Origin of the sequence: Oceanibaculum sp., from assembly GCF_022449305.1 — a bacterium.
In the GTDB taxonomy this organism is placed as follows: Bacteria; Pseudomonadota; Alphaproteobacteria; order Oceanibaculales; family Oceanibaculaceae; genus Oceanibaculum; species Oceanibaculum indicum.
Window position 1 is genome coordinate 1 of the sequence record NZ_JAKUSO010000008.1, and the last position, 20,615, is coordinate 20,615.

19 protein-coding genes are annotated in these 20,615 nt (G+C 66.9%); 14 read left to right on the forward strand and 5 right to left on the reverse strand.

All coding sequences use genetic code 11. From position 1 onward, the window contains the following. Positions 1–222, forward strand: a 222-nt coding sequence (locus MK313_RS04415) for an ATP-binding protein (RefSeq protein ID WP_416054108.1), incomplete at its 5' end; no start/stop codon positions are given. 19 nt (positions 223–241) lie between these two features. On the opposite strand, the gene MK313_RS04420 is transcribed toward MK313_RS04415, so the two are convergent. Beyond that, positions 242–1,477, reverse strand: coding sequence for a pentapeptide repeat-containing protein (locus tag MK313_RS04420; RefSeq protein ID WP_121220252.1), 1,236 nt, complete (start codon positions 1,475–1,477; stop codon positions 242–244). 350 nt (positions 1,478–1,827) lie between these two features. Here MK313_RS04420 and MK313_RS04425 point away from each other — a divergent pair, with 350 nt between their 5' ends. The 4 genes from MK313_RS04425 to dxs all read left to right on the forward strand — a co-directional run bounded on the left by MK313_RS04425 (position 1,828) and on the right by dxs (position 5,941). Next, complete coding sequence (locus MK313_RS04425) at positions 1,828–2,754, forward strand: histone deacetylase family protein (RefSeq protein WP_287780261.1); 927 nt, start codon at positions 1,828–1,830, stop codon at positions 2,752–2,754. Between the two features lie 81 nt (positions 2,755–2,835). Further along, the gene (locus tag MK313_RS04430; RefSeq protein ID WP_121220256.1) at positions 2,836–3,087 is read left to right on the forward strand and encodes an exodeoxyribonuclease VII small subunit; all 252 of its coding nucleotides are present in this window, start codon (positions 2,836–2,838) and stop codon (positions 3,085–3,087) included. Positions 3,088–3,098: 11 nt separating this feature from the next. Next, positions 3,099–3,986 carry a polyprenyl synthetase family protein gene (locus tag MK313_RS04435; protein ID WP_287780262.1) on the forward strand — a complete coding sequence of 296 codons (888 nt, stop codon included), beginning with the start codon at positions 3,099–3,101 and terminating at the stop codon, positions 3,984–3,986. Positions 3,987–4,021: 35 nt separating this feature from the next. After that, positions 4,022–5,941, forward strand: coding sequence for a 1-deoxy-D-xylulose-5-phosphate synthase (gene dxs / locus MK313_RS04440; protein WP_121220258.1), 1,920 nt, complete (start codon positions 4,022–4,024; stop codon positions 5,939–5,941). Between the two features lie 49 nt (positions 5,942–5,990). On the opposite strand, the gene MK313_RS04445 is transcribed toward dxs, so the two are convergent. Then, positions 5,991–6,473: a PaaI family thioesterase gene (locus MK313_RS04445; protein ID WP_244922257.1), complete on the reverse strand. Its 483-nt coding sequence runs from the start codon at positions 6,471–6,473 to the stop codon at positions 5,991–5,993. 194 nt (positions 6,474–6,667) lie between these two features. On the opposite strand from MK313_RS04445, the gene MK313_RS04450 reads away from it, so the two are divergent. The 3 genes from MK313_RS04450 (at position 6,668) to MK313_RS04460 (ending at position 9,628) form a co-directional block, all read left to right on the forward strand. Beyond that, positions 6,668–7,642: a TRAP transporter substrate-binding protein gene (locus MK313_RS04450; protein ID WP_287780263.1), complete on the forward strand. Its 975-nt coding sequence runs from the start codon at positions 6,668–6,670 to the stop codon at positions 7,640–7,642. A gap of 108 nt (positions 7,643–7,750) precedes the next feature. Beyond that, positions 7,751–8,305: a TRAP transporter small permease gene (locus MK313_RS04455; RefSeq protein WP_008944122.1), complete on the forward strand. Its 555-nt coding sequence runs from the start codon at positions 7,751–7,753 to the stop codon at positions 8,303–8,305. A 15-nt stretch (positions 8,306–8,320) separates the two neighbouring features. Then, on the forward strand, positions 8,321–9,628 hold the full coding sequence (locus MK313_RS04460; protein WP_121220263.1) for a TRAP transporter large permease: 1,308 nt from the start codon (positions 8,321–8,323) through the stop codon (positions 9,626–9,628). Between the two features lie 183 nt (positions 9,629–9,811). On the opposite strand, the gene MK313_RS04465 is transcribed toward MK313_RS04460, so the two are convergent. Continuing rightward, entirely contained in the window at positions 9,812–10,798 is a 987-nt protein-coding gene (locus tag MK313_RS04465) for a ketopantoate reductase family protein (protein ID WP_287780264.1), read from the reverse strand. A 149-nt stretch (positions 10,799–10,947) separates the two neighbouring features. On the opposite strand from MK313_RS04465, the gene MK313_RS04470 reads away from it, so the two are divergent. After that, a complete protein-coding gene (locus MK313_RS04470; protein ID WP_287780265.1) occupies positions 10,948–12,180 on the forward strand; it encodes an MFS transporter in 1,233 nt (410 codons plus the stop codon). On the opposite strand, the gene MK313_RS04475 is transcribed toward MK313_RS04470, so the two are convergent. Then, positions 12,167–13,057: a DMT family transporter gene (locus MK313_RS04475; RefSeq protein WP_008944126.1), complete on the reverse strand. Its 891-nt coding sequence runs from the start codon at positions 13,055–13,057 to the stop codon at positions 12,167–12,169. The genes MK313_RS04470 and MK313_RS04475 overlap by 14 nt on opposite strands. Positions 13,058–13,285: 228 nt before the next feature. On the opposite strand from MK313_RS04475, the gene MK313_RS04480 reads away from it, so the two are divergent. After that, on the forward strand, positions 13,286–14,011 hold the full coding sequence (locus MK313_RS04480) for a hypothetical protein (RefSeq protein WP_287780266.1): 726 nt from the start codon (positions 13,286–13,288) through the stop codon (positions 14,009–14,011). Positions 14,012–14,015: 4 nt separating this feature from the next. After that, positions 14,016–15,206, forward strand: coding sequence for an MFS transporter (locus MK313_RS04485; RefSeq protein WP_287780267.1), 1,191 nt, complete (start codon positions 14,016–14,018; stop codon positions 15,204–15,206). Here MK313_RS04485 and MK313_RS04490 read toward each other — a convergent pair. Continuing rightward, positions 15,187–16,623 carry an SPOR domain-containing protein gene (locus tag MK313_RS04490; RefSeq protein ID WP_287780268.1) on the reverse strand — a complete coding sequence of 479 codons (1,437 nt, stop codon included), beginning with the start codon at positions 16,621–16,623 and terminating at the stop codon, positions 15,187–15,189. The genes MK313_RS04485 and MK313_RS04490 overlap by 20 nt on opposite strands. 318 nt (positions 16,624–16,941) lie before the next feature. Between MK313_RS04490 and MK313_RS04495 the strand changes: the two genes are divergently transcribed. The 3 genes from MK313_RS04495 to MK313_RS04505 all read left to right on the forward strand — a co-directional run bounded on the left by MK313_RS04495 (position 16,942) and on the right by MK313_RS04505 (position 20,604). Beyond that, positions 16,942–17,718 carry a class II aldolase/adducin family protein gene (locus tag MK313_RS04495; protein WP_287780269.1) on the forward strand — a complete coding sequence of 259 codons (777 nt, stop codon included), beginning with the start codon at positions 16,942–16,944 and terminating at the stop codon, positions 17,716–17,718. A 285-nt stretch (positions 17,719–18,003) separates the two neighbouring features. Then, complete coding sequence (locus MK313_RS04500) at positions 18,004–19,635, forward strand: amidohydrolase (protein ID WP_287780270.1); 1,632 nt, start codon at positions 18,004–18,006, stop codon at positions 19,633–19,635. Positions 19,636–19,662: 27 nt separating this feature from the next. Further along, the gene (locus MK313_RS04505) at positions 19,663–20,604 is read left to right on the forward strand and encodes an ABC transporter permease (RefSeq protein ID WP_008944132.1); all 942 of its coding nucleotides are present in this window, start codon (positions 19,663–19,665) and stop codon (positions 20,602–20,604) included. Positions 20,605–20,615 lie beyond the last annotated feature (11 nt).

Sequence of the window (20,615 nt, forward strand, 5' to 3'; positions counted from 1 at the left end):
ACGGATGTGCAGCGTCTCCGCCGCAGGCTGGCGGATCACGGTCAGGCCGCCGGTTCGCTGACCCGCGCCTTCGAAGGGGCGGGGCTGGGACTGCCGCTGGTGAAGTCGATGACCGAGATGCAGGGCGGCCGACTGGTGCTGACCAGCACGCCGGATGTCGGTACCCGCGTTGCCATCGTGCTGCCGGCCAGCCGGCGCGTCGCCCCGGAACAGCAGGGCTGACGCGGCTACTCCCCAGCGGCTATTCCCCGGTGATCGCCTTGTCCATCTGCGCGACGTCGATGATGGTATCGGTCAGGTTCGCGTCGGTCAGGTTGGCGCCGTTCAGGTCAGCGTCAGTCAGGTCGGCATCCATCAGATTGACGTGCCGCAGATCGGCCTGCGCCAGCTTCGCGCCGCGCAGCCGGGCGCCGGCCAGGTTGGTCGGCCATTTGCGCCCGGTCGGCCGGCCCTGGCCATCCTTCAGATCGACCGGGCCGAGGCTCGCCTTGCGCATGTCGGCGCCGGACAGGTCGGCATCCACCATGCTGGCGCCATCGACGATGGCGCCCAGGAAGCTGGCATTGGTCAGCACGGCGCGCGACAGGTCGGCCATCACCAGCCGGCAGCGCTCGAACTTGGCGCCGACCAGCTTGGTATCCTTCAGCTCCGCGCCGGACAGGTTGGTGCCACTGAAATCCATGTAGCTGAGGTCGGTGCCCGACAGCACCGCGCGCTCGCCAGTGCGGCCCTGGTCCTTGATCCACAGCGCATGCTTGTCCAGCACCGCCTGCACGTTCGGCGGCAGCCCTTCCTGCATGCCGACCAACTGGGCGCCGGTGACATCGACCGCCGACATGTCCACGCCTTCCAGATTGGCGCCGACCAGCGTGGCGTTCTTCATCACCGCATTGGCGACGACGGCCCCTTCCAGATTGGCGCCCGACAAATTGGCGCCGGTCAGATTGGCCTCGGCCAGATTGGCGCCGGTCAGGTTGGCGCCCGTCAGGTCCGCCCCCTTCAGGTTCACGCCTGACAGGTTGGCACCGGCCAGCGCCGCCCCCTTCAGGTTGCAATTCATCATCGCGGAGTTCGACAGGTCGGCGCCGTTGGAATTGGCGTTGCGCATCCGCTCATTCTCGTGGTCGCCGCCGCCATACAGCGCGCCGCCGCGGAAATCCGCCTGCTCCAGATTGGCATTGTTCAGATTGGCCCGCCGCAGGCTAACGCCGCGCAGGTCGCATTTGCGCAAATTCGCCTGGCGCAAATCGGCGCGGTCCAGTGTTGCGCAGAACAGATCGGCCTCTTCCAGCACGCAGCCCGCCAGCACGGTACGGTGCAGATTGGCGCCCGCCATATTGGCGCCCTTCAGGTTCGCCCTGGCCAGGGTCAGCCCCGACAGGTCGCGCATCGACAGATTGGCGCGTAACCCGCCCTTGCGGTGTTTCAGCCAGCTTTCATGCTGGTCGATGATCGAGGCAATTTCCTGCGGCGTCATGGCATCCTGCGCTGTAAGGCCGCCCTTACTGGAGGCCTGTTTCGGTCGTCGTTCTGTCTGTTGCGCCCGTTTATCGGGTCGCCGGTTTGTGAGTGCCGTACGAAAGAAAGCAGGCCCGGTAAGTGAAAGTGTTTTTCGTAAAGATTGTATTACCGGTCCCGCGCAATCCCCATCGGAGTATGTTGTGAGAGCGCTGCGACCGCAAGACGTTCGGCAATGTCTTCGGCGCCCTGATTTTCATATTGTCGGTCGCCGGTCCGCCGTGCTTCCCTCGATTTTGGGAAAATTGTCCTATATTTCCGTGTTCCCCAATAAAGACCCGACAGTAAAGACCGGACAGGGAAGACCCGATGGCGACGCTGCTCTACACGCACGAGGCCTGCCTCGCGCACGATACCGGCCCCTATCACCCGGAGCGACCGGACCGGTTGCGCGCCGTACTGGAGGCGCTGGACGAGCCGCGTTTTGCCGGTCTTGTCCGCCGTGAGGCGCCGGTAGCGACGGAGGAGCAGCTGCTGCGCGCCCATCCGCAGGCGCATGTCGATGCGGTGAAGGCGGCGATCCCGGCCGAGGGGCTGTCGGGAATCGATGCCGATACGATTGTCAGCCCGCAGTCGCTTGAGGCGGCGCTGCGCTGCGCCGGGGCGGTCTGCGCGGCGGTGGATGCGGTCGTCGGCGGCGAGGCGGAAAATGCCTTCTGCGCCGTGCGCCCGCCCGGACACCATGCCGAGGCGGCCCGCGCCATGGGCTTCTGCCTGTTCAACAGTGCTGCCGTCGGCGCCTATCATGCACGCGCCGTGCATGGGCTGAAGCGCGTCGCCGTGGTGGATTTCGACGTGCATCACGGCAATGGCACGCAGGACATCTTCTGGAACGACCATGAGATGTTCTATGGGTCGACGCATCAGGCGCCGCTCTATCCCGGCACCGGGGCAGCCAATGAACGTGGCCTCGACAACATCCTGAATGTGCCGCTGCCGCCGCTGGCCGATGGCGCGGCGTTCCGCCACGCCTTCGCCGAACATTTGCTGCCGGCGCTGACGGAGTTCCGCCCCGACCTGGTGATCATCTCGGCCGGCTTCGATGCCCACAAGGACGACCCGCTGGCCGCCTTGTGCCTGGAGGAGGAGGATTTCGCCTGGGCCACGCGGGAGCTGATGCGGCTGGCGGCCTATCAGTGCGGCGGACGGCTGGTCTCCACGCTGGAAGGCGGCTATGACCTCGACGCGCTGGGTCGGTCGGCCGCTGCTCATGTTGCCGCGCTTATGGGGCAATAACACGCGGCTTCGGCTTGTTCCGGCGGGGCGAGGTGGCTACACTCCGCCCCCTTTCCACCCAGCAGGCGCCAAGGCAACAGCATGAGCGAAAAGACCCACAGCGACATCGACGCCCTGAGCTTCGAGCAGGCCCTCGCCGAGCTGGAGGCCATCGTCTCCAAGCTGGAGAAGGGCGAGATCGGCCTGGAGGATTCTATCGATACCTACGAGCGCGGCGTGCTGCTGAAGGCGCATTGCGAGCGCAAACTGCAGGACGCGCAGATGAAGGTGGAGCGCATCAAGCTGGGGCCGGATGGCAACGTCGCCGCCGAACCCTTCGATCCCGCCAACTGAGCGGTCCTGCGATGGATGTCAAGGCCGCCATGGCGGAGGCCGCCGAGGCCGTCGCCGAGACGATGGACCGGCTGCTGGCCCTGCCGGACGGGCCGGAGGCGCGCGTCGTCGAGGCGATGCGCTATTCAGCACTGGGCGGCGGCAAGCGGCTGCGCGCCTTCCTGGTGCTGCAAAGCGCGGCGCTGTTCTCGGTCAGCCGCAGCTGCGCGCTGCGGGTAGCGGCGGCGGTGGAATTCCTGCACGCCTATTCGCTGATCCATGACGATCTGCCGGCGATGGATGACAGTGACCTGCGGCGCGGCCGGCCCAGCTGCCACAAGGCGTTCGACGAGGCGACGGCGGTACTCGCCGGCGATGCGCTGCTGACCTACGCCTTCGAGGTGCTGGCGCAGGAAGAAACCCACAGCGACCCCAGGGTCCGGGCCGAGCTGGTGCTGGCGCTGGCGCGTGCCTCGGGCACGCAGGGCATGGTCGGCGGCCAGATGCTCGACCTGCTGGCCGAGGACATGGACAGCATCGATGCCAGCCTGATCATCCGGCTGCAGCGCATGAAGACGGCGGAGCTGCTGTGCTTCAGCTGCGAGGCCGGCGCCATTCTGGGCAAGGCCGGCAAGGCGGCGCGCCACGCGCTGCATTCCTACGGGCAGGAGATGGGGCTGGCCTTCCAGATTGCCGACGACCTGCTGGATATCGAGGGCGACAGCAGCGTGACCGGCAAGCCGACCGGCCTCGACGATGCCGCCGGCAAGGCCACGCTGGTAGCGGCGCTGGGCGTCGAGAATGCCCGCGCCCATGCGCTGATGCTGGTCGATCAGTCGGCCCGGCACCTTGATTTCTTCGATGACAAGGCGAAGCTGTTGAAGCAAGTTGCCCGTTTCGTCGTCGAACGGCAGGCATGAGCGATAGTCCCATCGCGGATAAAGAGGTAAGGCCCATGGCCGACAGCCCGACCCCGGTTCTGGACAAGGTCACCACACCGGCGGACATGAAGGATTTCTCCATCGACCAGCTGACCACGCTGGCCGGCGATCTGCGCCGTGAGACCATCGACGCGGTCTCGCGCACCGGCGGCCATCTGGGTGCCGGGCTTGGCGTGGTGGAGTTGACGGTGGCGATCCACCATGTGTTCGATACGCCGCGCGACCGGCTGATCTGGGATGTCGGCCACCAGGCCTATCCGCACAAGATCCTTACCGGGCGGCGCGACCGCATCCGCACGCTGCGCCAGGGCGGCGGCCTCAGCGGCTTCACCCGGCGCTCGGAGAGCGAATACGACCCGTTCGGTGCCGCGCACAGCTCGACCTCGATCTCCGCCGGCCTCGGCATGGCGGTGGCGCGCGACCTTAAGGGCGGCGACAACAATGTCATCGCGGTCATCGGCGACGGCTCGATGAGTGCCGGCATGGCCTATGAGGCGATGAACAATGCCGGCTCGATGGACAGCCGGCTGATCGTCATCCTGAACGACAATGACATGTCCATCGCGCCGCCGACCGGCGCCATGAGCAACTATCTCTCCCGTCTCATTGCCTCGAAATCCTATCGCGGGCTGCGCGAGGCGATGAAGCAGATGGCCAGCCGCTTCCCGAAGCCGCTGGAGAATGCGGCGCGCCGGGCCGAGGAATATGCCCGCGGCATGGTGACCGGCGGCACGCTGTTCGAGGAGATGGGCTTCCTCTATATCGGCCCGGTGGACGGGCACGATATCAGCCATCTGGTGCCGATCCTGAAAAGCCTGCGCGACCGGCCGGAAGCCGGCCCGGTGCTGCTGCATGTCGTCACCGAAAAGGGCAGGGGGCATCCCTTCTCGAAGGACAGCCCGGAGAAGTATCACGCGGTCCAGAAGTTCGATCTGGTGACCGGCGCACAGGTGAAGGCGAAGGCGAACGCGCCCAGCTACACCAATGTCTTCGCGCAGGCGCTGATCCAGGAGGCGGAGGCCGACGAGCGCATCGTCGCCATTACCGCCGCCATGCCGGGCGGCACCGGCCTCGACAAGTTCGCCGAGCGCTTCCCGGACCGCAGCTTTGATGTCGGCATCGCCGAGCAGCATGCCGTCACCTTCGCCGCCGGCCTGGCGACGGAGGGGATGAAGCCGTTCGCGGCGATCTACTCCACCTTCCTGCAGCGCGGCTATGATCAGGTGGTGCATGATGTGGCGATCCAGCGCCTGCCGGTGCGCTTCGCCATCGACCGCGCCGGGCTGGTCGGCGCCGATGGCGCCACCCATGCCGGCAGCTTCGATGTCGCCTATCTGGGCTGCCTGCCGGATTTCGTGCTGATGGCGGCGGCCGACGAGGCGGAGCTGGTGCATATGGTCGCCACTGCGGCATCCATCGACGACCGGCCGTCTGCCGTGCGCTATCCGCGCGGCGAGGGCACCGGCGTGGAACTGCCGGCACGTGGCCAGCCGCTGGAGATCGGCAGGGGCCGCGTGCTGCGCGAGGGTACGGCGGTTGCCATCCTGTCCTATGGCGCGCGGCTGCAGGAATGCCTCGCCGCCGCCGAGGAGCTGGCGGGCTACGGCCTGTCCGCCACGGTCGCCGATGCGCGCTTCGCCAAGCCGCTGGATACCGGGCTGGTGGAGCGGCTGGCGCGCGGCCATGAGGTGCTGATCACCATCGAGGAAGGCTCGGTCGGCGGCTTCGGCTCCTTCGTACTGCAGCATCTGGCGACATCGGGGATGCTGGATGCCGGCCTGCGCGTGCGGCCGATGGTGCTGCCCGACCGCTTCATCGACCATGATTCGCCGGAGAAACAGTATGCCGAGGCCGGGCTGAACGCCGACGGCATCGTGCGCACCGCCCTGGCGGCACTCGGCCGTAGCGCCAGCGAGGCGCCGGCCCGGGCGTGAGGGATAAAACCCTCGCCCCGGAAGGGGAGAGGGATTGTTTAAATTCCTCCTACTCCCGAGGCACGCCGTTCGGGTCCTCGCTGCCGGCGCGGTAGCGGAAGGTGCCGGTGCCGGTGGCGACCAGCGTGCCGTCCTCGGCCGTCACCTCGGCGGCAACGAAGAATATCTTGCGGCCGCCGCCTGTCACGCGGGCGGTCGTGCGCAGCGTGCCCTTCGAGGCCTGCCCCAGATATTGCGTGGTCAGCGACAGTGTCACGCAGCGCCGCACCTGGCCGGGGATCGGGCAGTAACAGCCGCAGAAGCCGGAGATGGTGTCGATCAGCGAGGCCGGCACGCCGCCATGCAGCACGCCGGCGCGGTTCAGGTGCTGCGGGCCGATGTCTAGCTCCAGCACGGCATAGCCCTCGCGCCATTCCACCAGCCGGTAGCCCATCAGTTCCTGATAGCCCGAAGTGGGCTCCAGCGCGATCAGCTCGCGCATCAGGCTGTCGTCATGCTGCGCTGCGGCGGCGGAGGCTGCGGATTTCGTCATCTTGATCCCGTTCGGATTGCGGAAAGACAGGGGTTTTTCGGCATGCCCCGCAGCATATCGCACTGCGGTGCCGCCGTCCCTCTTGACCATCAATGGGTATGTGTACAGTCTAGCCTGTACGCAAAGCAAACAGGTTGATCGGTGCACCGCGCGCCGATGAGACCGAAATCTCACTCCGGAACAGGGAGCACACAATGCGGAAATTCTTTACGGCCATGGCGCTTTCCATGGCGGTTGCCGGCTTTTCCACCGCCGCCTCGGCGGAAACCTGGGATATGCCGCTGCCGTACCCCGATACCAACTTCCACACCAAGAACACGCGGATGTTCGCCGAGGATGTGGCGAAGCTGTCGGGCGGCAAGCTGACCATCACCATCCACAGCGGTGCCTCGCTGTTCAAGATGCCGGAGATCAAGCGCGCGGTCCGTACCGGCCAGGCGCAGATCGGCGAGATCCTGCTGTCTGCCTACGGTAACGAGAACGCGGTGTTCGAGGCTGACGGCGTGCCGTTCCTGGCCACCGGCTACGACAATGCCATGAAGCTGTACAAGGCCCAGAAGCCGGTGCTGGAAAAGCTGCTGGCCGAGGAAGGGCTGAAGCTGCTTTATGCAGCGCCCTGGCCGGGCCAGGGGCTGTTCGTGCAGACCGAGATCGCCTCGGTTGAGGGCATGAAGGGCGTGAAGTTCCGCGCCTACAACGCCGCGACCGCGCGCTTTGCCGAGCTGGCCGGCGCAGTGCCGACCACCGTGCAGTATGCCGAGGTGCCGCAGGCCTTCTCCACCGGCCTGGTTTCCTCGATGCTGACCTCCGGCGCCACCGGCGTGGACGTGAAAGCCTGGGACTTCGTGAAGGTGTTCTATCAGACCGACGCGATGCACCCGAAGAACATCGTCTTCGTGAACAAGCGTGCCTTCGACGGGCTGGACAAGGCAACGCAGGACGCGGTGATGAAGGCTGCCGCCGATGCCGAGACCCGCATCTGGGCCGCCAGCAAGCAAGAGGCCGAGCGCACCGTGAAGGCGCTGGGCGACAATGGCATGAAGGTGCTGATGCCGAGCGACAAGCTGCAGGCCGACCTGAAGGCCATCGGCGACCAGATGGTCAAGGAATGGCTTGAGAAGGCCGGCGCCGACGGCAAGACCATCGTGGACGCCTACAACAAGATGTAAGGCGTCTCCCGGTCCGAAACGCCCAGGGCTGCAACCGGCACCCTGGGCGTTTCGCCATAGGCCGGGCCTCTATCCCTTTTCCAACCTGTCACGCATCGCGGGGTGGCCATGCGCGCGGCGCTCGATTTCCTGTACAAGCTGTGCGGCGTTCTGGCGGCGATCTCGCTGGCCGGCATCGCCGTCCTTATCCTGGCGCAGATCGTCGGCCGCTTCTTCGGCGTGCTGGTGCCGTCCGCGAACGAGATCGCCGGCTTCCTGATGGCCGCCTCTTCCTTCCTGGCGCTGGCCTATGCCTTCAAAGCGGGCAGCCACATCCGGGTCAATCTGGTGCTGCTGCGGCTCGCCCCGTCGTCGCGCCGCTGGGCCGATATCGTCTGCCTGGTGGCCGGCACCATCCTGTCCTCCTATTTCGCCTGGTACACCTGGGTGCTGGTTGCCGATTCGATCCGCTTCAAGGAAGTCGCGGACGGGCTGGTGCCGATTCCGCTGGCCTGGCCGCAAGGCGCCATGCTGGTTGGCCTTACGGTACTGGCCATCGCCTTCCTGGACGAGCTGATCTCCGTGATTCGCGGCAATACGCCGTCCTATGACAATTCCGAGGATGTGGTGCTGGAGAACCGCCCTGAGCTGGGGCCATCCGACCGCATCGAAGCGAACGATTAAGGCGGGGACCGGTTCATGGACCAGCTTATCCAGTCGATCCTGCTGATCGCGCTGCTCTTCCTCTTCCTCGGCGGCGGCTTCTGGGTCGCCATGTCGCTGCTGGCCATCGGCTATGTCGGCATCTCCATGTTCGCCAGCGCGCCGCCCGGCATCGTCATGTCCACCACGGTGTGGGGGGCGTCGGCCAGCTGGACGCTGACCGCCCTGCCGCTGTTCATCTGGATGGGCGAGATCCTGTTCCGCACCAAGCTGTCGGAGGACATGTTCCAGGGGCTGGCCCCCTGGCTGACCCGGCTGCCGGGCCGGCTGCTGCATGTGAATGTGCTGGGCTGCGCGGTGTTCGCCGCCGTCTCCGGCTCCTCGGCGGCGACCGCGATGACGGTCGGCAAGATGTCGGTGCCGGAACTGTCCCGGCGCGGCTATGACGAGAAGCTGTCGATCGGCTCGCTGGCCGGCTCCGGCACGCTGGGCCTGCTGATCCCGCCCTCGATCATCCTGATCGTCTATGGCGTCTCGGCCGAGGTGTCCATCGTCCAGCTGTTCATTGCCGGTGTGTTCCCCGGCATGCTGCTGGCCGGGCTGTTCATGGGCTATATCGCGCTGTGGGCGGTGATCCATCCGGGCAAGACCCCGCCCGCCGATTTCAGCATGGGCTTCCTGGAGAAGGTCTATGCCTCGCGCCGGCTGATCCCGATCATCCTGCTGATCGTCTTCGTCATCGGCTCGATCTACTGGGGCTGGGCGACGGCGACGGAGGCCGCGGCCTGCGGTGTCGCCGGCGCGCTGTTCCTGTCGCTGGTCACCGGTTCGCTGAACTGGCAGGCCTTCTGGTCCAGCCTGCTGGGTGCCACCCGCACCTCCTGCATGATCGCCTTCATCCTGGCGGGGGCGGCCTTCCTGTCGGTGGCGATGGGCTATACCGGCCTGCCGCGCGTGCTGGCGGAGTGGATCCGCGACATGCAGCTCTCGCCCTATGTGCTGCTGATTGCGCTGACCTTGTTCTTCATCGTGCTGGGCTGCTTCCTGGACGGCATCTCGGTGGTGGTGCTGACCGTCGCCATCATCCTGCCGATGGTGCAGGCGGCGGGCATCGACCTGCTGTGGTTCGGCATCTATGTCGTGCTGGTGGTGGAGATGTCGCAGATCACCCCGCCGGTCGGCTTCAACCTGTTCGTGCTGCAGGGCCTGACGGGACGCAACATCCTCTATATCGCCTATGCCGCGCTGCCCTTCTTCCTGCTGATGGTGGCGGCGGTCGTGATCATCACCATCTTCCCGGAGATCGTCACCTACCTGCCGCAGCAGGCGACGGCGCGGAACTGAGGGGGAGCTTGTAAACCCTCTCCCCTGGCGGGAGAGGGTGGTGAGCGTCAGCGAACCGGGTGAGGGGGCGGCTCGGCCCGTGCAACTACCCCTCACCCAGCTTCGCCTAATTCGCTCCGCTCATAAGGCTACGCAACCCTCTCCCGCAAGGGGAGAGGGAGAACACGAAATAGCCCCACCCCCTCACCCTGCCGGGTATAGCCCCTCATTGATGGCGAGGCGCTTCAGCAGCGCGTAGATCAGGTCGATGGAGGGCGTCTCGACGCCGGTCAGGTCGCCCAGCTCGACGACCGCGCCGACGATCGGCTCGATCTCCAGCGGCCGGCCGGCCAGCAGATCCTGCAGCGTCGAGGTCTTGAAGTCCTTCAGCCGGGGCCCGCTCTCGAACCGCTTGTCGATGCTGACCGGCAGGCTGGCGCCCAGCGCGCTGGCGACGGCTTCCGCCTCCTCCATCATCCGGCGCATGAAGCCGCGCAGGATGTCGTCGTCATAGAGCTGGCCCATGGTCGCGCGGGTGAGCGCGCTGAGCGGGTTGGAGGTGATATTGCCGAGCAGCTTCGACCACACATAGTCGCGGATATTGTCGTGCGCGACGGCGGTGATGCCGGCGGTCCCGAAGGCCTCCATCAGGCGGGTCAGGCGCGGGCTCATGCTGCCGTCCGGCTCACCCATCTCGAAACGTTCGCGGCCGGTGACGGTCACCGTGCCGGGGCTGGTGACCTCCGCGCCGATATGCACGACGCAGCCGATGGCGCGCTTGGGCCCGATGGCATCGCGGATGATCCCGCCGGGGTCCAGCCGGTCGATGGAGCGGCCCTCATGCTGGCCGGGCAGGGCGTGGAAATACCACCAGGGCACGCCGTTCATGGCGAACACCACGGCGGTGTCCGGCCCCAGCAGCGGCGCCATGCTGCGCGCGATGCCGGTAAGGCCATGTGCCTTCACCGTGCAGATCACCACATCCTGCGGGCCGAAATCGGCGGGATTGTCGCTGGCCGCAGGGCGGACGGTGAGGCTCTCGCCCTGCTGGTGCAGGGTCAGCCCGTCCTGGCGGATCGCCGCCAGATGCGCGCCCCGGGCGATCAGGCTGGCCTCGATGCCTTCCGTCGCCGCCAGCCGCGCGCCGAGATATCCGCCGACCGAGCCGGCGCCATAGATGCAGATTTTCACGCTTTCAGCCTCCGATTTGCTTTGTGCGCTTTGTACTGCCTGACGGCGCGGCGGGCAATCATCGCTGTCATGCCGCGCTGACGGTTGACGCGGCGCGCGTGCACAACACACTCTCATCGCAACACAAGAAAAGACGAGGGTCGGAAACCATGGATGCCAGCGTCGCGCTGCCGCGCAGCGACACGAAGGTCATTGGCCTTATCAGCACGGCGCACTTCCTCAGCCATGTGTACATGCTGGTGCTGCCGCCGCTGTTCCCGTTGCTGAAGGACGTCTATGGCGTCAGCTTCGCGGCGCTGGGGCTGGCGCTGACCGTGTTCAACGTGGCGACCGGCCTGACCCAGGCGCCGATGGGCTTCCTGGTGGACCGGTTCGGTGCCCGCGCCATCCTGATCGCCGGGCTGATCGTCGAGGCCATCGCCTTCATGATGATCGGCCTGTTTCCCAGCTACTGGGCGCTGATCGCGCTGATGGCCGTCGCCGGCCTCGCCAATGCCGTCTATCACCCCGCCGACTACACGATCCTGTCGGCCTCAGTCGATGGCAAGCGCATGGGGCGGGCCTTTTCCATCCATACTTTCGCCGGCTATTTCGGCTTCGCCGTCGCCCCGGTGATGATGGTGTTCCTGTTGGGCGCGGTCGGCTGGCAGATGGCGCTGGTGATCGCCGGCGGGGCGGGCCTTGCCGTGGCGCTGGTGCTGATGGCGTTTTCCGGCGTTCTGAAAGACGAGACTCCTGCTGGCGCCCAGGCGGGAGGCCGCAAGCCGAAGCCGGAAGAATCAGCGTCCGCATCTGGCCCCCAAGGCATCAAATTGCTGCTCAGCCTGCCGGTCATCATGGGGTTCCTGTTCTTCGTCGGCATCTCGATGACCAATGGTGGCTTCACCAGCTTCGGCGTCTCGGCGCTGGTGACGATCTACGAGGCACCGCTGGCCCAGGCCAACGTGCCGCTGACCGCCTATCTGTTCGCCAGCGCGGCGGGCGTGCTGGCCGGCGGCTGGGTTGCCGACCGCACCAATCGCCATTCGCTGGTGGCCGGCGGCTGCTTCCTGCTGGTCGGGCTGTTCGTTGCCTGCATTGCCGCCTTCAGCCCGTCGCTGGCGGTGGTCGGCGTGCTGTTCGCGCTGGCCGGCTTCTTCAGCGGCATGGTCGCACCCTCGCGCGACATGATGATCCGCGCGGTCACCCCGGCGGGGTCGACCGGCAAGGTGTTCGGCTTCGTCTCCACCGGCTTCAATCTGGGCGGGGCGATCACGCCGCTGATGTTCGGCCTGCTGCTGGACCGGGTGGCCGATCCGTCGATCCTGTTCTGGGTGATTGCCGGCCTCAGCGTGGCGACCATCGCCACCGTCCTGACGGCGGGCAATGTCAGCCGGCGCTGAGCGGTAGTTTGCGGGCGAGCTGCCGTTCGCGGTGCCAGACATAGAGGCCGCTGGCGACCAGCAGGGCGGAGCCGGCGAGCATGTGCGCCTGCGGCACATCGCCGAACATCAGGAAGCCCAGCAGCATGGCCCAGATCAGCTGGCTGTAGCTGAACGGCGCCAGCGCTGACGCCTCCGCCAGCTTGTAGGCGCGAATCAGGACCAGATGGCCGAGGCCACCCAGCGCGCCGACCGCACCGAACAGCAGCCAGCTCTCCAGCGGTACGGCGCGCCAGTAGAACGGCACGATCAGGCTGGTGACGGCACAGCCGACCACCGCCGTGTAGAGCAGCATGGTGGTGCCGTCCTCGCTGCGGCCCAGGATGCGGGTCATCAGCGAGAAGCCGGCGAAGGTCAGCGCCACGCCCAGCACCAGGAAGGATGCCCAGTGCACGCTGCCCATGCCGGGGCGCAGGATGATCAGCACGCCGACCAGACCGACGACAACGGCGGCCCAGCGGCGCGGGCCGACCTTCTCGCCCAGCACCGGCACCGACAAGGCGGTCACCAGCAGCGGCGACAGGAAGCCGATGGCGCTGGCGTCGGCCAGCGGAATGTAGCTGATGGCGGTGAAGAACATCGCCGTCGAGGCCAGCAGCAGGCTGGCGCGCAGGATCTGCGCCAGCGGCCGCTGCGTCCTCAGCAGGCGCGGAATGCGGTGCGGCCCCAGGATCAGCGCCATCGCCAGCAGGTGAAAGGTGTAGCGCGCCCAAACCACCTGCGGCATCTCGTGGCGTTGCAGCAGGAATTTCGCCAGCGCGTCCATCGAGGCGAAGCAGGCGATGGCCAGCAGGATCAAAAGGATACCACGGGCATTGTCGATGGGGGTGGCGGGCATGCGTTGTCCGGTGTAGGAACGGCGGGTTGCCGCATCGCGCCAGCCTAGCCTTCGGTGCAGCGTCCTGTCATCCCGATGCCGCGCGACACTGCCATGTGCCGCGGGAGACGGAAGCCAGGCGCCGCGCTGGCCCAGTGCCAGTTGGCCACGCAATTGGCGCAATGTGGCGGCATCGTGCGCTCCCGCCTGCTGGCGGGGGATCGGGTCCGTTACCAGTGCCGGGAAAACATGTCCTACGGTCTATACGATACTGAGCGGCGTTATCGGAAGCGCCTTATCGGGCGGGTGCTGCGGTTCTTCCTGTTCGTGGCCTTGCTGGCCGGCGTCGGGCTGTTCGCCTACCAGCTGGGGATCGAGGACCGGAAGACCCAGCTGGACCGGCAGCGCGACGATCTGGCGGCGGCACGGGCCGAGATCGAGACGCTGAACCAGCAGGCCCAGGCTGCACTGCTGCGCAGCCGCGAGGCAGCCCAGCAGCTGGCGACGCTGCAGCAGCGCTATGAGCAGGACGTCCCCACGCCGGAGATGCAGGAGATGCTGGCGCTGCTCCGGGACAGGGTGGCGGCCGGCGTGCCGGCGGAACGGCTTTCCTTCGTCATCCGCGAGGCCAGCATCGGGCGCGATTGCGAGCCGGCGGAGACCAAGCGCTTCCTGGTGCGCACGCCGCTGACCGATGGCGCGGCCTCCGTGGTCGGCTTCGTGAACAATACCGTGACCATCACCGGCCTGGGCGAATCGGCGCTGAATGCCGAGGGGCGGCCGGAAGCCTGGTTCGACCCCGCGCAGCCGATGACGCTGACGGTGACACGGATCGACGGCAAGGCGGACCAGAAGACCGGCACGCTGCCGATGACCCTGTCGGTCGTCATCGGCGCGGTCGAACATCGCTTCGGGGTGACCGCCGGGCAGCGCGGCTTCGTGCAGGTGACCGCCGAACGCTGCCGCTTCCCGTAAGGAGATGACGCAGGACACCCTTCCGGTCCAGCCGCTGACGGACCGCGCGCGGCGGCTGGCCATGCTGGCGCTGCTGTCGGTCTCGCTGGGGGCGGGGCTGATGATCGGCGTCACCATGCCGCTGCTGAGCATGCTGCTGGAGCTGCGCGGCACCGATACGGTGCTGATCGGCCTGAACGCGGCCATGTCCACCTTCGCCATCCTGCTGACCGGCCCGTTCCTGCCACGGGCAATCCGCCGCTACGGCACGCTGCCGGTCATGTATCTCTCCATCGTCTTCGGCATTGCCGTGCTGCTGGCGATGCCGGTGTTCACCAGCCTGCCGGCCTGGTTCGTGCTGCGCTTCGCGCTGGGGATCTCGGTCGGTGTCGCCTGGATCGCCAGCGAGGCCTGGCTGAACGCCATCGTCACCGACCGCAACCGCGGCAAGATGCTGGGCCTCTACGTCACCTGCTTCGCCGGCGGCTTCGCGCTGGGGCCGATGATCGTCGGCCTGGTCGGGCTGGACGGGCCGGTGCCCTTTCTGATCGGTGCGGCGATCCTTGGCGCCTCCGCCCTGCCGCTGCCGCTGGCACGCCACGCGCTGCCGCCGGTGCCCTCGCACGCCGCCGGGAATATCGGGCGGCTGATACTGCTGGCCCCCACCATCATGTTGGCGGCGGCAGTCAGCGGCCTGTCGGACGCGACTGTCTTCGCGCTGCTGCCGGTCTATGCGCTGCGTGTCGGCTTCGCGCCGGAAACCGCGGTGCTGCTGCTCTCCACCTTCCTGGCCGGCAATCTGGCGCTGCAGGTGCCGCTCGGCTGGCTGGCCGACCGGATGAATCGCCGGCTGTTGCTGGCGATCTGTGGTGCTGCCGGCGTGCTGGGGCCGCTGGCCTTCTGGCTGGCCATAGGCACACCGTTGGGCACATGGCTGGTCTGGCCGCTGCTGTTCGCCTGGGGCGGGGTGGTGATGGGCATCTACACCATCGGCCTGTGCATGCTGGCGGAGCGGTTCGATACCGCGACCCTGCCCGGTGCCAACGCCGCCTTCGTCATGCTCTACAGCCTGGGCAGCATGTCCGGCCCGGCGCTGGGCGGCGGCGCCATGACGCTGTGGGACCCGCACGGCATGCTGGTGTTCGGGGCGCTCGCCAGCCTGCTGTTCCTGCTGATCGTGCTGGGGCGGGCCTGGGTCAGGAATCGTTCAGACTGACCACCTGGCAGAACTGCCGGCGGGCGGCCAGGTCGTTGCAGGCCTTGGTCGCGGCATCGCGGCTGGGGAAGGGGCCGGCCACCAGCCGGACGAAGGCACCGCGCGTATCGCCGGTCCTGAACTCCGAATTGAACGGCTTCAGCGGCCCCAGCAGGCTGGGGTAACGCTCCTTCAGAATATCCCAGCCGCGCTCCGCTGCCGGCAGCTCACGATAGGACCCCAGATGCAGGCCGAACTGTTCGCCGGGTCGCGCCGGGGCGGCGCTGGCTGTCTGCTGGGGGGGCTGCCGCTGGGTTGGCTGCGAGGGCGCCGGCGGTTGGCCGGTCAGCGACAGCGGCGCGCCGCTGCTTGCCGACCGGGGCAGGGGCTGTGCCGCAGGGGGCGTCATCGGGCTGGAGGCATTGGGTGCCATTGCAGATGGCGCGGCGCCGGGCAGACGGGCGGCGTTGCCCTGGCCACCCATCAGCTGCTCCATCCGGGCCAGCACGGCCTCCAGACGCTGCACCAGAGCGGCCATGTCGCCAGCAGGCGCTCCGACAGGCATCATGGCGCCGGCCGGCGGGACCGGCGGTGCCGGCGGCAGGGTCTGCGCCGCCGAGGGATCGACCGGCATTTCGGTGCTACGCCCCAGCGAGGCCTGCCGGCTGTCGCCCTCGGTCATCGCCACCAGCTGCTCGTCCTTGGCCTCGCGCAGCTCGGCATGCTGGAAGCCGGCCAGTTCCTTGCGCTCGGAGCGGAACGGGAACTGCCGGGTGCGCAGCACGTAATTCTGCACGACCGGCGAATAGAACAGAGTCTCCAGCGTGTCGCCGCGCTGGCAGCCGATCTGGAAGGTGTTGAAGGTGCCGGCCTCGACCGTCACCTGGGCCTGCCCGGCAACCTCGCAGCGCTGATCCATCTTCCAGCCGCCGGGCTGCTTCTCGCTGGAGCCGGTCACCTGGAAGGCCACCTGCTCGCCCGCCGTCAGCGGGAACAGGCTGGCCGGGTTGCCATCGACGATATCCTGCCGGCCGCGCCCCAGTTCCGGGTCGGCGGACCAGGACAGCATCGGCGAGACAAGGTCGTAGCCGGTGGTCCAGATCAGGCCCTGATCGTTGGTCCAGACCACGCGGTCCGGGGTGGTGGTCAGCACCTGCTCGCGCATGGTCGCGTTGCCGACGCGATAAACGAAGGTATCGCCCGGAACGTAACGGGGCAGTGGGGCGGGCGGCAGCATGGCCTGCGCCGGCTTGCCGGTTCCGCCCTGCGGGGCGCCGGCCTGCGCGGTCGCCGGCTGGGGCGCCGGCGCCTGCGGGGCGGAAGAGAAGGTGTCGTTCAAGAAGCTGGAAACCGTGTCGCAGCCGGCCAGCAGCAAGGCCGTTCCGGCGAGCATCACGGTGAAGCGGCCCCGTTTCGTCCGCTTCTCAATCTTCTTCATCGCCCCATCCTCCGCGCAGCTTATCCCTAGCGCTTGCCCTTGCGCGCTTATGGGCCGCGTAACCCTCATGGAGTCTCATATAGCGGGCGAGTCCTGTCAAGGAATCGCCCGTAACCGGTTCCCGAAAAGCGCGAAAAATGAGAGGGTTGGAAACAGTCTGCGGCAATCGGGCGTGGTCTTGTCTCGAATCTGCAACCAGCGGATTGACTTCCGGCGGAAGCTTGCGCAAGACTTGTATGTGACATTTACAAGCAAGGCACGGCTCCTTTTCGGTGTCATTTGCACCGCAACAGGAGCACGTACCGAATGGAGAGCATCATGTCTGGGACAGTCACTCCGTTGAAGCCGCGCAGCGTGCGCGAGCAGGTCAGCGCCGAGGAATGGGCCGCGCGCGTCGATCTGGCGGCCTGCTACCGGCTGGTGGCGCGGATGGGCTGGACGGACCTGATCTACACCCACATTTCGATGCGTGTGCCGGGGCCGGAGCATCACTTCCTCATCAACCCCTACGGGCTGATGTTCGACGAGGTGACGGCCTCCAGCCTGGTGAAGGTCGATCTGGACGGCAAGATCGTCATGGAGACACCCTACAGCTTCAACCCGGCGGGCTTCACCATCCACAGCGCCGTGCATGCGGCGCGTGAGGATGCGCTGTGCGTGCTGCACACCCATACCGCCGCCGGCATGGCGGTGGCGGCGCAGAAGGGCGGGCTGCTGCCGATCAGCCAGCACGCGATGCGCTTCTACAACCGCGTCTCCTACCATGATTATGAAGGCATCGCGCTGGACCTCGACGAGCGCGAGCGGCTGGTCGCCGACCTGGGCGATACCTACGCCATGATCCTGCGCAACCACGGCCTGCTGACCTGCGGGCGCAGCGTCGCCGAGGCCTTCACCATCATGTTCTACCTGCAGAAGGCCTGCGAGGCGCAGATTGCCGCCATGTCGAGCGGGGCCGAACTGGCCATGGTGCCGCCGGATGTGGCCGAGCCTGCCGCCAGGCAGTTCGAGCGCGGCGGCGAGAAGAGCGCCAGCCGCCCGTGGGAGGCGCTGCTGCGCACGCTCGACCGGGAAGATGCGGGATATCGCGACTAACCGGCGTGACTGACTGGCGCATGGGCAGTTGACCGGCTTTTGGGCAGGCCAGCGCATCCGGCGCGCCGCTCAGGGGGCCGGAAAGGCCGCGCAGCGTCACAGGCGGCTTCTCGCAACAGGCTGATCTTAAAAGAGCTTTCGGACCGTGGCGATTATTCGCGACAAAGATATCGGGTGCCGCGCGAAACGGACCGGCTTTTGCGTAACAGGGCCGGCGCGGCAGCGTTGAATATGTGCGTTGAGTACTGGCGTTGAACATAGCCGTTGAACAGGGGATGGGCTGAGATGGTGCTGCCGAAGGCAGATGTCGTTCTGAAGAACGGCAGGATTTTTCAGGGGCTTCAGGAAGGATTCGTGGAAGCCCTGGCGGTCTGGAAGGGGCGCGTGCTGGCTGCCGGAAAAACGTCCGAGATCGAGGCGCTGGTCGGCCCCGGCACGAAAGTCATCGACCTTGCCGGTCGCTGCGCCACGCCGGGCATCAATGACGGCCACCAGCATCTGCTTCCCTTCGGCATGGGGCTGCGCCAGGTCGATCTGTCGGCCAGCGAGGTGAAGACGCTGGACGAGGTGCTGGCGCGGGTGAAGGCCTTCGTGGACAAGGCCAAGCCGGGCGAATGGATCTTCGGCGGCCGCTATGACCATTTCCATCTCGATGTGAAGCGCCATCCTTTCCGCGAGGAGCTGGACAAGGTCTCGCCGAACAATCCCGTCTATATCAAGCGCACCTGCGGCCATATGGGCGTGGCCAATTCGATGGCGCTGAAGCTGGCCGGCATCGACGAAAAGACGCCGCAGCCGACCGGCGGGTTCATCGAGACGCAGAACGGCCGGCTGACCGGTCTGATGCAGGAGCGCGCGCAGGAGCTGGTTACCAAGGCCATGCCGCCGCTGCCGATCGCTGATCTGGTGCGCGGCATTGAGGAAGGCGGCAACGTGTTCCGCAGCTATGGCATCACCAGCGTGATGGATGCCGGCGTCGGGCTGGTCCAGAGCTATGACCATTACCTCGCCTACCAGGAGGCGCGCCGCCAGCGCCGCCTGCCGGTGCGCACCTACATGTCGCTGACCGGCGGCCCGGCGGGTGTCATGGACAAGGCGCTGCCGCAGGGTCTGAAGACCGGCGTCGGCGACGAATATCTGAAGGTCGGCTCGGTGAAGCTGTTCACCGATGGCAGCGCCGGCGGCAAGACGGCGGCGATGCGCCACCCGTACAAATGTTCCTGCGGCTCCATCGGCATCTTCATCTACAGCGATGGCGAGCTGAACGACTGGGTCGCGAAATATAACGAGCTGGGCTACCAGCTTTCGATCCACGCGATCGGCGATGCCGCCATCGACCAGGCGGTGAACGCGGTCGAGGCGGCGAACCGGAAGGTGCCGGTCGCCGGCCGCCGCCACCGGGTCGAGCATTGCGGCTTCACCACGCCGGACCAGATTGCTTCGATGAAGCGCCTGGGCATGATCCCGGCGCCGCAGCCGATCTTCATCTATGAGTTCGGCGACCTCTATATCGAGGTGCTGGGCGAGGAACGGCCGGCGCAGTCCTATCCGATGAAGGACTGGGTAGAGGCCGGGCTGCACCCGGTGGCCAGCTCCGATTCGCCGGTGTCCGACTTCAACCCGATGAAGAATCTCTACGAGATGGTGACGCGCAAGACGGATCGCGGCACGGTGATGGGCGCGGACCAGTGCATCAGCACCGAACAGGCGATCAGCGCGATGACCTATAATGGCGCCTATGGCAGCTTCTCGGAGCAGGTGAAGGGCACGCTGGCCCCCGGCATGCTGGCGGATATCGCGGTGTTCGACCGTGACCTGTTCGCCGTGGCGCCCGAGGAGATCCTGCCGGCGCTGGCCGATATCACGATCATCGACGGCGAGATCGTTCACGACCGCAAGGGCGAGGTATTGCATTGACCGACCGGCGTCTGAGAGGCTGACCCGATGTCACGACACATCGCCCACCGCCTGCTGATCTCCATTCCCGTGCTGTTCGGCGTGCTGCTGATCGGCTTCCTGCTGCTGCAGGTGGTGCCGACCGACCCCGCCACCGTGCTGGCTGGCCCGACCGCGACCGCCGCCGACGTTGCCGCGCTGCGTGAGGCGATGGGGCTGAACGAGCCGCTCTGGTACCAGTTCGGGCTCTATATTTTCCGCGTGCTGCAACTCGATCTCGGCCGCTCGATCATTAGCAATTCTACCGTCGTCAGCGAACTGGCCAACACGGTTGGCCCGACGGTCGAGCTGATGATCGCCAGCCTGATCTGGGCGGTGCCGCTGGGCATCCTGCTGGGCACCATCGCCGCCGTGCGGCGCGGCCGGGTGACCGACCGTATCGTTATGGCCTTCTCGGTCGCCGGCGTGTCGATGCCGATCTTCTGGTTCGGCCTGATGCTGATCCAGTATGTCGGCTTCAAGATGGAGCTGCTGCCCTTCCAGGGTCGCGGCGGTCCGCTGTGGAGCATCGACGGGCTGCGCCACATCGCGCTGCCGGCAATCACGCTGGGCGGGGTGTTCATCGGCCCGGTCGCGCGTATGACGCGCACCTCGCTGCTGGAGGTGCTGAACGCCGATTTCGTGCGTACCGCCCGCGCCAAGGGCGCGCCGGAAACCCGCGTGGTGGTGAAGCATGCGCTGCGCAACGCGCTGATCCCCATCGTCACGCTGGTGGGATTGCAGATCGGCTTCCTGCTGGGCGGTGCCGTGGTGACCGAGACCATGTTCGCCTGGCCCGGTGTCGGGCGGCTGGCGGTCGGCGCCATCGTGTCCAGCGACTTCCCGCTGGCGCAGGGCGCGATCCTGCTGCTGGCGGTCTCCTTCCTTCTGGTGAACCTGATCGTGGACGTGCTGTATGCCTATCTCGACCCGCGCGTCGGGCGGAAATAGGGGACGAGGCG

Coding starts and splice junctions, on each gene's coding strand:
- MK313_RS04420 (WP_121220252.1), bottom strand. CDS start 1,477: ATGACGCCGCAGGAAATTGCCTCGATCATCGACCAGCATGAAAGCTGG.
- MK313_RS04425 (WP_287780261.1), top strand. CDS start 1,828: ATGGCGACGCTGCTCTACACGCACGAGGCCTGCCTCGCGCACGATACC.
- MK313_RS04430 (WP_121220256.1), top strand. CDS start 2,836: ATGAGCGAAAAGACCCACAGCGACATCGACGCCCTGAGCTTCGAGCAG.
- MK313_RS04435 (WP_287780262.1), top strand. CDS start 3,099: ATGGATGTCAAGGCCGCCATGGCGGAGGCCGCCGAGGCCGTCGCCGAG.
- dxs (WP_121220258.1), top strand. CDS start 4,022: ATGGCCGACAGCCCGACCCCGGTTCTGGACAAGGTCACCACACCGGCG.
- MK313_RS04445 (WP_244922257.1), bottom strand. CDS start 6,473: ATGACGAAATCCGCAGCCTCCGCCGCCGCAGCGCAGCATGACGACAGC.
- MK313_RS04450 (WP_287780263.1), top strand. CDS start 6,668: ATGCGGAAATTCTTTACGGCCATGGCGCTTTCCATGGCGGTTGCCGGC.
- MK313_RS04455 (WP_008944122.1), top strand. CDS start 7,751: ATGCGCGCGGCGCTCGATTTCCTGTACAAGCTGTGCGGCGTTCTGGCG.
- MK313_RS04460 (WP_121220263.1), top strand. CDS start 8,321: ATGGACCAGCTTATCCAGTCGATCCTGCTGATCGCGCTGCTCTTCCTC.
- MK313_RS04470 (WP_287780265.1), top strand. CDS start 10,948: ATGGATGCCAGCGTCGCGCTGCCGCGCAGCGACACGAAGGTCATTGGC.
- MK313_RS04475 (WP_008944126.1), bottom strand. CDS start 13,057: ATGCCCGCCACCCCCATCGACAATGCCCGTGGTATCCTTTTGATCCTG.
- MK313_RS04480 (WP_287780266.1), top strand. CDS start 13,286: ATGTCCTACGGTCTATACGATACTGAGCGGCGTTATCGGAAGCGCCTT.
- MK313_RS04485 (WP_287780267.1), top strand. CDS start 14,016: ATGACGCAGGACACCCTTCCGGTCCAGCCGCTGACGGACCGCGCGCGG.
- MK313_RS04490 (WP_287780268.1), bottom strand. CDS start 16,623: ATGAAGAAGATTGAGAAGCGGACGAAACGGGGCCGCTTCACCGTGATG.
- MK313_RS04495 (WP_287780269.1), top strand. CDS start 16,942: ATGTCTGGGACAGTCACTCCGTTGAAGCCGCGCAGCGTGCGCGAGCAG.
- MK313_RS04500 (WP_287780270.1), top strand. CDS start 18,004: ATGGTGCTGCCGAAGGCAGATGTCGTTCTGAAGAACGGCAGGATTTTT.
- MK313_RS04505 (WP_008944132.1), top strand. CDS start 19,663: ATGTCACGACACATCGCCCACCGCCTGCTGATCTCCATTCCCGTGCTG.